The following is an 8,889-nucleotide window of genomic DNA, read 5'->3' as shown; positions in this document are numbered from 1 at the left end:
AGTGAAAGCGTCAATGCCTATTTGCGTGATTTAAAAGCACAAGGCGCCATTCTTGGTGGGCGTTGTACACCTGATCTAGAGTTGAATACAGCAAGCGCTATTGAAAGCGGCAGAGTCTATTTCAATGTCGAATTCACACCAACAACACCAGCAGAACACATCACATTCCGTTCACGCATTGTGAATGATTATTTAGAGGAGATTTTTTAATGGCTATCCCCGTTTTACCAAGAGTTTTGAAATATTTTAACATTTTTGTCGACGGCATTCCCTATCAAGCAAAATGTGAAAGCGTAACATTACCGAATTTGAACTTGGTTGTTGAAAGTTATCGTGGCGGAGGCATGGATTCCTCCATTGAAGTTGACCTTGGTCTTGAAACTCTCATTCTCACCATGACCATTTCTGATTGCTCTCCAGAGTTGATGGCACTGTTGGGGCGCACTGATGTCGACATTTCATTACGAAGTTCAATGCAAGCGCAAGGCACACCTGCAGAAGGTGTTGTCATTACCATGAGAGGACTATGCAAAGGCTTTGAAATGGCAGAATGGCAACCGGGGAGCAAAGCAACATCCACAGCAACATTCACATTACAGTATTTCAAATATGTCCAGAAAGACGTTGAAATCGTTGAGATAGACGTCCTAAACCTCATCAGAAAATTTAATGGCGTCAATCAATTAGCAGATCATAGAGAAAACATAGGATTATGAAAATGACAGTACAAACAAGCATTACACATAAATTACTTGTACCGGTTACCTTTGAAGGAAAAGAACACACCGAAATTACCTTACGGCGCATCAAAGTAAAAGACATGCAAGCCATTGATAAAAAGGAAGGCACTGATCAGGTGGTAACTATGATCGCACGCCTTTCGGGATGGCCATATGAAGCTGTTGGGGAACTTGATGGCGGCGACATGGCAAATCTTGGAGAGATTTTGGAGTCTTTTACCAAACGGCGGGATACCTCGACTGGGAAACCGCCGCAAAACTCATAGCCGATATTGCCATTGTGTTCCATTGGTCCCTTTCAGAGATGATGGAAATGGAACCACAAGAACTCATATTCTGGCGAAAACAAGCAGCAGAAAGGTATAAGACAAAATGAGTGAAAAAGTTGCCGATGCAAAGGTGAAATTGTCTCTTGAAGACGAACTCACCGCGCCTCTTAAACGTGTACAAAAGCAATTCGATACGTTGTCAAAAACACTCTCACTGAGATTGAGTATTCCGCGCTTTTCTGCTGCTGTCAAAAACATGACGTCAAGTTTGAAAGGTGTTCAAAGTGCTCTTGGAGTGGCGGCAAGCCGTGCTTCGGTCTTTACCGGTGTTTTAGGGCTTGCTGGTGGGGGGCTTGTGGCAAGTGTAACTGCCCTCACCATGAAAACCATGCATCTGGGGGATAGTCTTCACCATGCCTCACGCCATTTAAATATGAGTGTTGCATCACTTCAATTATGGGGTGATGCAGCCGATAATTCAGGCACTTCCGCCGAACTCTTTCAACAATCCTTAGCGGTTTTAAATAGGCGTTCGGCACAAGCCTATGCTGGACAAAAAAGAGGCATGATGGGCTTTGAAGCGCTTGGCATTTCTGTCAAAAACACTTCTGGAAAACTCAAATCCACTTCTGTCTTGTTGGAAGAAATTACCGACAAGATGAGTAAGATGAAAAATCAAGCACAAAGACAGCATATTGCTGCTCTGTTGTTTGGTGGTGATGGTAAAGAAATGGCTACCATGCTTGCACAAGGCATGGCGCCCATAAAAGAGCTGTTTGCAAAGGCGCGGAAAGGAAAATGGCTGATAGGTGCCGATGTTGCACGCTATGCAGCAGATTTAAGTGACAAGCTTGGTGCTTTTAAGAAAAAAATAGGCGGTATCGCGAGCTTTATTGGAGCACGCTTCATGCCCGTGATCAATGACATGATTGACGGTTTTTCAAAGTTGATTGATGAAAACCGTGATCTCATTCAAACAACCGTTGCGAGCTGGGCTAAAACCTTAAGAAAAGTCTTTAATGATTTGCTTAATCCTACCTCTGATTTGAGAAAAGGTATCAGTGATCTCACAGAGAGGATTAAAGGCTGGTTTCAATGGATGGAGCCGTTGATTGGTGAAATAACCCTCTTTAAGGTAGGACTTGTGGCACTTGGTTCATTCATTTTTGGTCCACTCATTGCCGCATTAGCAGCCGTGGGGACAGCGTTTGTCACACTTGGCTATACTATGATGACGACGCCTATCGGGTGGATACTTGGTGGTATTGCAGCAGTTATCGCACTTTGTAAATACTGGGATGAAATAGATTTCCGGTTGGTTGCATCATTAGCTGTAATTGGTACAGCATTCGCCGCGCTTCGCATCGTCATGATGTCTACTCCCATAGGCTGGATAATAGGTGGTATTACAGTGCTTATTGCTACTGGATATCTACTCTACAAAAACTGGAATACCGTAATAAACTTCTTAGGAAAACTATGGGATTCTTTTTACAGCTTATGCAGTAACATTTTCAATAACCTCTTGACGCTCTTTAAAAACTTTTCACCGCTCTCTTGGATAGCAAAAGGAATCAATGAACTCATTAAATGGTTGCTTGGCGTTGATTTAATGGAAGCTGGTGCCAATCTCATTGGTAGCTTGTGGGAGGGTATCAAAAGCCAATGGGATGATCTGTATAACGGTTTTAGCAATATGATGAATAAATTAACCAGCTGGATGCCTAATTGGGTGAAAGAAAAGTTAGGCTTTAATGTTTCAATCAACAAAACTTCAACCCAGACCATTAAAACCTTTACCAATGAGACCAATGCACGGGCAAAAAGAATGCTGGACACAGCAGTGGTTACAAATACCCCAGCTGAAAAACGCAAGAGTGGTTTTAATACAAGTGTCGTTGAAACAGGACAAATGCAGGCAACAAATGCAAAAGCGGGTGCCTTTAAAGCTCCAAAGCCTATTACGGTTCACAAGCCCGTTGAAGTAGACGCCCGTGTAACCATTACAAATCTCAATATTTCAGTACCAAATGGTCTCAAGGACGAAATCAGAGACGCTGTCAATCAAGCACTTGAACGCTATGCAAAACAGCAACGTTTAGCCATAGCCTCTAGCCTTTCGGATTAAATACCATGATGTTAGCTTTGGGTGGTTTTATCTTTTCCATTGAAACAGCAGCTTATCAAACCCTCGATATGTCTTATGGGGTTCCATGGGTGGAGCAAGGGCGATTGGGGCGAAAAGCTGCTCTTCAATTACCTGCTGTTGCAAATGCGGAATTTTCTTTAGCAGGCGTGATTTATCCAGATTTCAAAGGTGGTCACAGACAGCTCGAATATTTACGACAAATAGCGCATATGGGACCTCACATTCTTGTGACCGGTCAAGGCAAAATCTTAGGTAAGTTTGTCATTCTTTCCGTAGAGGAAAAACAAAGCATTTTTCATCATAATGGCACCCCCAAAAAACAAGAATTTACAATAAAATTAAGAGAATATGGTGAAGACCTATGAGTGACCTTTATATGACCAAAGATGGCGATATGGTAGATGCCATTTGCTGGAAATACTATGCCAAAGGTCAACAAGCACTTGCTGTTGAACGCGTCTATGCAGCGAATTTTGGACTTGCAGACTATGGACCCATTTTAAAAGCAGGCATCACGATACTCTTACCAACCCTCCCCTATCCGAAAGCCACACCAGTGATCAGAATTTGGGGTAGCAAATCATGAAACCTTTTTGCACGGTTCTGGCAAATGGAGAAGACATCACCAAAACGCTTATGGATTATGTTTTATCAATTGAAATTACCGATGAAGCAGAAAACAAAAGTGATCGTATCACTATAGAGCTTGATGACCGCGCACGTGACAGCGATAACGGCTTTTTAGATATTCCTCTTATCGGGACGGTTATTTCCATAACACTTGGCTATGAAGGCGGGAAAAACCGCGATATGGGAGCCTATCTGATAGATGAAATCTCTGTAAGCAGTCCACCACAAAGCTTAAGTGTTACAGGGCGCGCTGCATCAATGAACACGTCTTATAGAACCCCAAAAAGCCAATCCTATCACCAGCAAACCCTTGGCAGTATTGTTCAAGAGATAGCAGAGCGTAATGGCTATACAGCAAAGATCGATTCCAATCTTGCAAAAATCGTTGTGCGTCATATTGATCAAACATCAGAAAGCGATATGGCTTTTGCTACACGTCTTGCAGGAGAATATGATGCGGTAGCAAAGCCCGTTGATGGCAAACTTGTGCTCGCCAAACGGGGTGAAGGCAAAGCCATCACCGGTGAAACACTCCCCATAGTTGTTATCCATGAAAAACATTGCACCTCTTGGGATTTTAAATACAGCGCACGGGATGAAGCAGGTGCAGCCAATGGCTTAGAAACGGATGTGGGGGACGACCAAAAAGCCGCTGCTGATGCACGAGAACCAGAAGAGATTGATGATGATGAAAACTTTATTCATATGGATGACAATGACAGAACACCATCATCTGAATCGGAAAAAGCAGAAAAAGAATCGGAAAAACAAGAAGAAGACAAAGAGAAAAAAGGTGGTGTTCTCGCAACCTATCATGACTTACGCAGTGGTGAAAAAAAAGAAGTCAAAGTTGGTAACCCGCCGTTTCATGAACTCAAATATACCTACCATAACCAATCAGAGGCTGTTGCGGCCATTGCTGCTTATCGCAATAAATCATCACGCGGTAAGTCTTCTTTCTCATGTGATATCGGTGGTGATCCGTTTGTACAAGCAGAAGCAAAGCTTGTTCAAGAGCCCCCTTTCCGCCCCTATATTCCAGCAGAATGGCGCATCAAAAGTGTTAAGCACAAACTTGATAAAACAGGTGGTTACACCACAAAAATAGAGTGCGAACTTTTTGATAAAGCGCAAGAAGATGCGGCTGGAAACGTTGCAAACACAACACCAGACAAAGACGACACTCTTGATCCAAACGCTCCACCAAACGCATGCAACGAAGGAGACGGCGTTATCCATATGGACGAAGAGGATATCAATTAGCAAAAATATCAAAAAATTATAGAAAGTTGCTTGACAATGTAGTGACAATATGAATAATCGAATCAGGTGCCTCAAAAACACCTTAAACCAATAGCGGATAGATTGCCGAAACAATCTTTTCTCCGCACATTAAAGGCTTTGACTCATTGTATGTTACACGCATATAATGACTTTGTCGGGTGTGGTTATGCTATACAATACCCTTTATGGGGAAAGCATAACGACGGACTATTGGCCGTGTTTTTGAGCACCCGGCACTTTATTTATAAAAGTGTCAATCAAAAACGTCTAACCAATAGGAGTTCATCATGAACACTCTTATAGAAATTAAAGGAAGCACTGCTAATAGTGCTATCCCTCAAACTATGTCTAGTCGTGAAATTGCCGAATTATGTAGTAAAAGACATGATCATGTGATGCGAGATATCAAGAGAATACTTGAAGAGTTATACCATGAAGGAGGTCTCCCCAAATTTGGGGGCACCTATTTAGACAAGCAGGGAAAGCCTCAAAACTGTTATAACCTCCCCAAACGTGAATGTTTAATTCTTGTTTCTGGTTACAGCACTGCTTTACGAGCTAAAATCATTGACCGTTGGCAAGAATTGGAAAAGCAAGTTATTACACCGCAAATTGACTATTCAAGTCCACAAGCAATGATAGGCTTTTTGAGACATCTACAAAGCCAAATCGAGCAAAAGGATAACACCATTGCCGAATTAGCACCAAAAGCAGAAGCACTTGATGGTTTAAAACGCTCTGATGGTTTGTTTGGTCTTATTGAAGCAGCAAAGATGTTAGAGGTGCGACCAAAGGACTTAACGGATTACTTGCGTAAACATGATTGGGTGTATCGACGGGCTCCAGGAGCGCCTCTGTTACCTTACCAGGATAAAATCAAAAAAGGTTTCATGGATTGCCCTGCTATTACTATCCAACGACCAGATGGTACAGAAAAGGTGCTCCCTTCAACGAAAATCACACCAAAAGGATTAGCTTGTTTGAGAGAGCAAATCCATGGAGGTGTGCAATGAAAATAGATACTAACTTTTTATGCGATTTATGGATAGCTTTGTATCAGTTTTCTAATGATGAAAATATTAATGAAAAAGAGTGTACAGCTCTGGTTAACATCATGAGTTTGGTAGAAAAAGCTTTGATTTTAAAACTTCAAAATGACGTGCCTAATATTACAAAGATTTTGGCAATTCTTACAGATTTTGGAGCTTCAGAACTTCCACATCGTATGGATTCTTTGTTGCGAACTTATGAACCAAATTTAGACAACCCCATTAAAAAGGTTGCTTAAGTACCTCCCTTCCCCATCTTTAAAGGTGGGGAAGGGACACAAAAGTTACACGTGTGAAACTGGTCGTTCAAGAGGCTGTACAGCTAAACGAAACCCCATGGTACGCAGTAAAGCATTCAAGCTGCGGAGCTCTGGATTACCTTTTTCTGAAAGTGTACGATAAAGTTGTGTAGGATTCAGTTTGGCTGCTTTAGCTACAGCTTGAACACCACCATAGGCTTTTGCCATTTGACGAAGTGTAACAAGTAGTTCTCCCTGGTCACCATCTGCTAGGATTGCATCAAGGGTCGCTGCTGCTACTTCAGGGTCATTATGAAATATTTCTGCCATTGCATCATCATGGCTACGGTCTTTCATCTTTGAACTCCTTAATCTTCACGGTTTTGCCAATCGTACCAACAAGCACATGCACGAGTGATATCGGTGTCTTGTGTTTTTTTTGCTGCCACCGCACAATAACAATAATACAGTCTTTCCAGACTGAGCATAATAAACTCGGTAGCCAGGACCAATATTAATACGCAGTTCATAGACACCATCACGAAGCGGCTTGAAATCGCCAAAGTTTCCTTGCTCTAAACGATTAAGGCGGCGAATAATTGCAGTTTTAGCCTGCATATCACGAAGCTTTCGCAGCCAATCAGCTATCAAGTCTTTGCCATCAGAAGTAAGGTAGTGACGTATTTCAAACATGATGTATATTCGTTTATAAACGAATATTTGTCAAGAAAAAAATGATTAAGAAGCCTCTTCTAAAGCTTTTTGCTCCTTACAATTCTTTTGAATAGGTGTTAAACTCATTTGTAAATCTAATGCACTTAACACACTAAGAAAAGTAGAAAGGCGCGGATCACCTTTATCGCTTAAAGAACGATAAAGAGACTCTCTTGATAGTCCAGTATTTTGAGCGATTTTACTCATTCCTTGGTTTTTTGCTATTATACCAAGAGCATGAGCAAGATACTTACTATCTTTGCTTTCAAGAGCATCTTCTAAAAGAATCCTTTGTGTCTCAGGTGTCTTGAAATATTCACTTGTGTCAAATTTAGTAATTTCCATGTTTCATTTCCTTTACTAATTGAAGAGCTTTTTCGATATCTTTTTGTTGTGTGGATTTATCACCCGCATTTAATAACAAAATGATTTGTTTACCTTGTTTTACAAAATAGATTCTATAGCCAGGACCATGATGTATTTTTAACTCTCCAATTCCACGGAAAAATTTTACATTTCCAAGAAATCCCGTTTCTATTCTTGCTATGCGTTTAACAATATGTGCTTGCGCAATCTCATCTTTTAAAGAATCTAACCATTTTATAAAATGCTCTGTTTTGTATACTGTAAACATCTGTAACTTATAAGATACAATTTCTATAATGTCAAATACATTCTTTTGTTCCAATGAAAAAGCGACATGAATTTTAACAAGCTATCTTTCCGAATGAGAAAGATGTCAATTTTTTAATCCAGCTCTGCTTTTTGCGAGGCTTTTTTTATGGAGAATCATATGCGAAAAATATCATCAGAAGGACTTGCACTTATCAAACAATGGGAAGGTTTGCGTTTGAACGCCTATAAAGATGCCATTGGGGTATGGACAATAGGTTATGGACATACAAACAGTGCTGGGAAACCTTTTATTTACGAAGGCATGACAATCACTGAAAAGCAAGCAGAAGAACTTCTTTGCCAAGATTTAAGACAATTTGAAAATGCTGTTGAACGCGCTGTTACAGTTTCATTAACGGATGAACAATTCGCGGCGTTAGTGTCGTTTTGCTATAATGTAGGAACAGCAGCCTTTTGTAACTCGACACTGTTAAAAAAGCTCAATCAAGGTGAATATGAAGCTGTCCCTGCAGAGCTACAGAAATGGACCAAAGCAGGCGGAAAGTGTCTTGAAGGTCTCGCACACCGGCGTGCGGCAGAAACAGGCTTATGGGCAAAAGGGGCTTATGTTTCCTCCAATTATCAAACAGTAGAAACGCAAGCACCAACGGGGTTTTTCAAAGCAGAAGCCCTTGCACCGATTATTGGCTCTTTTTCTGGGCTTGGTGGCTTATTGGCAGGAAATGGACCAATCCAATGGGCTTTGGCCACCATTATGATTTTAGCGGCATGTGCTGGTATTTTCTTTGTTGCTAAACGCTTTCAGGAGCACCGCCTATGATCTTATGGATGAAAAGAAATCTGATGATAACAGGCGCGGCTTTAGCCGCTTTTTTTATTGCATTAGCAAGAGCTTTTACTCTTGGGAAAAAAGCAGAGCAACAAAAGCAAACAGAAAAAGCTTTAAAAGCAGCCACAACACGGCTTGAGGTAGAAAATGAAATTAATCAAAAAAGTGATGCTGATGTGCGTGCTGCTCTCTCTGATTGGTTGCGCGACAAATAAATATGTTCCTTCTTGTGTTGGCTGGTTGCCAATTTATTTAAGCCGGCAAGATTTGAACGCCATCAGTTCAAACTTAGCAAGAGAGATCTTAAAGCACAATAATCTAGGTGAACGCGTATGTGGGTGGAAACATGG

At 41.2% G+C, this 8,889-nt stretch carries 16 protein-coding genes and 1 pseudogene; 13 read left to right on the top strand and 4 right to left on the bottom strand.

Annotated elements, in window-relative coordinates; genetic code table 11:
• The 10 genes from PVV60_RS08705 to PVV60_RS08660 form a co-directional block, all read left to right on the top strand.
• The coding region (locus PVV60_RS08705) for a phage tail sheath C-terminal domain-containing protein (RefSeq protein ID WP_273724333.1) at positions 1-210 on the top strand (210 nt) is incomplete at its 5' end.
• Positions 210-716, top strand: coding sequence for a phage major tail tube protein (locus tag PVV60_RS08700; RefSeq protein WP_273724331.1), 507 nt, complete (start codon positions 210-212; stop codon positions 714-716). The genes PVV60_RS08705 and PVV60_RS08700, both read left to right, overlap by 1 nt.
• Before the next feature lie 2 nt (positions 717-718).
• Positions 719-1,006, top strand: a complete 288-nt coding sequence (locus PVV60_RS08695) for a phage tail assembly protein (protein WP_273724330.1) — start codon at positions 719-721, stop codon at positions 1,004-1,006.
• 38 nt (positions 1,007-1,044) lie between these two features.
• A complete protein-coding gene (locus tag PVV60_RS10870) occupies positions 1,045-1,116 on the top strand; it encodes a GpE family phage tail protein (protein ID WP_081485993.1) in 72 nt (23 codons plus the stop codon).
• Complete coding sequence (locus tag PVV60_RS08685) at positions 1,113-3,137, top strand: phage tail protein (RefSeq protein WP_273724329.1); 2,025 nt, start codon at positions 1,113-1,115, stop codon at positions 3,135-3,137. The genes PVV60_RS10870 and PVV60_RS08685 overlap by 4 nt, the downstream gene beginning before the upstream one ends.
• Positions 3,138-3,142: 5 nt before the next feature.
• Entirely contained in the window at positions 3,143-3,523 is a 381-nt protein-coding gene (locus tag PVV60_RS08680; RefSeq protein ID WP_273724327.1) for a phage tail protein, read from the top strand.
• A complete protein-coding gene (locus PVV60_RS08675) occupies positions 3,520-3,744 on the top strand; it encodes a tail protein X (protein WP_273724325.1) in 225 nt (74 codons plus the stop codon). Before PVV60_RS08680 ends, PVV60_RS08675 begins: the two co-directional genes overlap by 4 nt.
• A complete protein-coding gene (locus PVV60_RS08670; RefSeq protein ID WP_273724323.1) occupies positions 3,741-5,051 on the top strand; it encodes a phage late control D family protein in 1,311 nt (436 codons plus the stop codon). Before PVV60_RS08675 ends, PVV60_RS08670 begins: the two co-directional genes overlap by 4 nt.
• A gap of 308 nt (positions 5,052-5,359) precedes the next feature.
• Positions 5,360-6,085, top strand: a complete 726-nt coding sequence (locus tag PVV60_RS08665) for a phage regulatory protein/antirepressor Ant (protein ID WP_273724321.1) — start codon at positions 5,360-5,362, stop codon at positions 6,083-6,085.
• Complete coding sequence (locus tag PVV60_RS08660) at positions 6,082-6,360, top strand: hypothetical protein (RefSeq protein WP_273724319.1); 279 nt, start codon at positions 6,082-6,084, stop codon at positions 6,358-6,360. Before PVV60_RS08665 ends, PVV60_RS08660 begins: the two co-directional genes overlap by 4 nt.
• Before the next feature lie 45 nt (positions 6,361-6,405).
• Here PVV60_RS08660 and PVV60_RS08655 read toward each other — a convergent pair whose 3' ends face one another.
• The 4 genes and pseudogenes from PVV60_RS08655 to PVV60_RS08640 all read right to left on the bottom strand — a co-directional run bounded on the left by PVV60_RS08655 (position 6,406) and on the right by PVV60_RS08640 (position 7,708).
• The gene (locus PVV60_RS08655) at positions 6,406-6,717 is read right to left on the bottom strand and encodes a DNA-binding protein (protein WP_273724318.1); all 312 of its coding nucleotides are present in this window, start codon (positions 6,715-6,717) and stop codon (positions 6,406-6,408) included.
• Between the two features lie 11 nt (positions 6,718-6,728).
• Positions 6,729-7,053 (bottom strand): annotated as a pseudogene (locus PVV60_RS08650) (type II toxin-antitoxin system RelE/ParE family toxin).
• A gap of 45 nt (positions 7,054-7,098) precedes the next feature.
• Entirely contained in the window at positions 7,099-7,419 is a 321-nt protein-coding gene (locus PVV60_RS08645; protein WP_011180241.1) for an addiction module antidote protein, read from the bottom strand.
• Positions 7,406-7,708: a type II toxin-antitoxin system RelE/ParE family toxin gene (locus PVV60_RS08640; protein WP_212113015.1), complete on the bottom strand. Its 303-nt coding sequence runs from the start codon at positions 7,706-7,708 to the stop codon at positions 7,406-7,408. The genes PVV60_RS08645 and PVV60_RS08640 overlap by 14 nt, the downstream gene beginning before the upstream one ends.
• 159 nt (positions 7,709-7,867) lie before the next feature.
• On the opposite strand from PVV60_RS08640, the gene PVV60_RS08635 reads away from it, so the two are divergent.
• The 3 genes from PVV60_RS08635 to PVV60_RS08625 all read left to right on the top strand — a co-directional run.
• Complete coding sequence (locus PVV60_RS08635) at positions 7,868-8,530, top strand: lysozyme (RefSeq protein WP_273724309.1); 663 nt, start codon at positions 7,868-7,870, stop codon at positions 8,528-8,530.
• Positions 8,527-8,754 (top strand): hypothetical protein, encoded by a 228-nt coding sequence (locus PVV60_RS08630; RefSeq protein ID WP_273724308.1) that lies wholly within the window; start codon positions 8,527-8,529, stop codon positions 8,752-8,754. The genes PVV60_RS08635 and PVV60_RS08630 overlap by 4 nt, the downstream gene beginning before the upstream one ends.
• The coding region (locus PVV60_RS08625) for a hypothetical protein (protein ID WP_273724306.1) at positions 8,687-8,889 on the top strand (203 nt) is incomplete at its 3' end. The genes PVV60_RS08630 and PVV60_RS08625, both read left to right, overlap by 68 nt.

Source organism: Bartonella sp. AU18XJBT, assembly GCF_028618595.1.
Taxonomy (GTDB): domain Bacteria; phylum Pseudomonadota; class Alphaproteobacteria; order Rhizobiales; family Rhizobiaceae; genus Bartonella.
The sequence above is the reverse complement of the archived record's forward strand: the minus strand, read 5'-3'. Positions and strand labels throughout refer to the sequence as shown.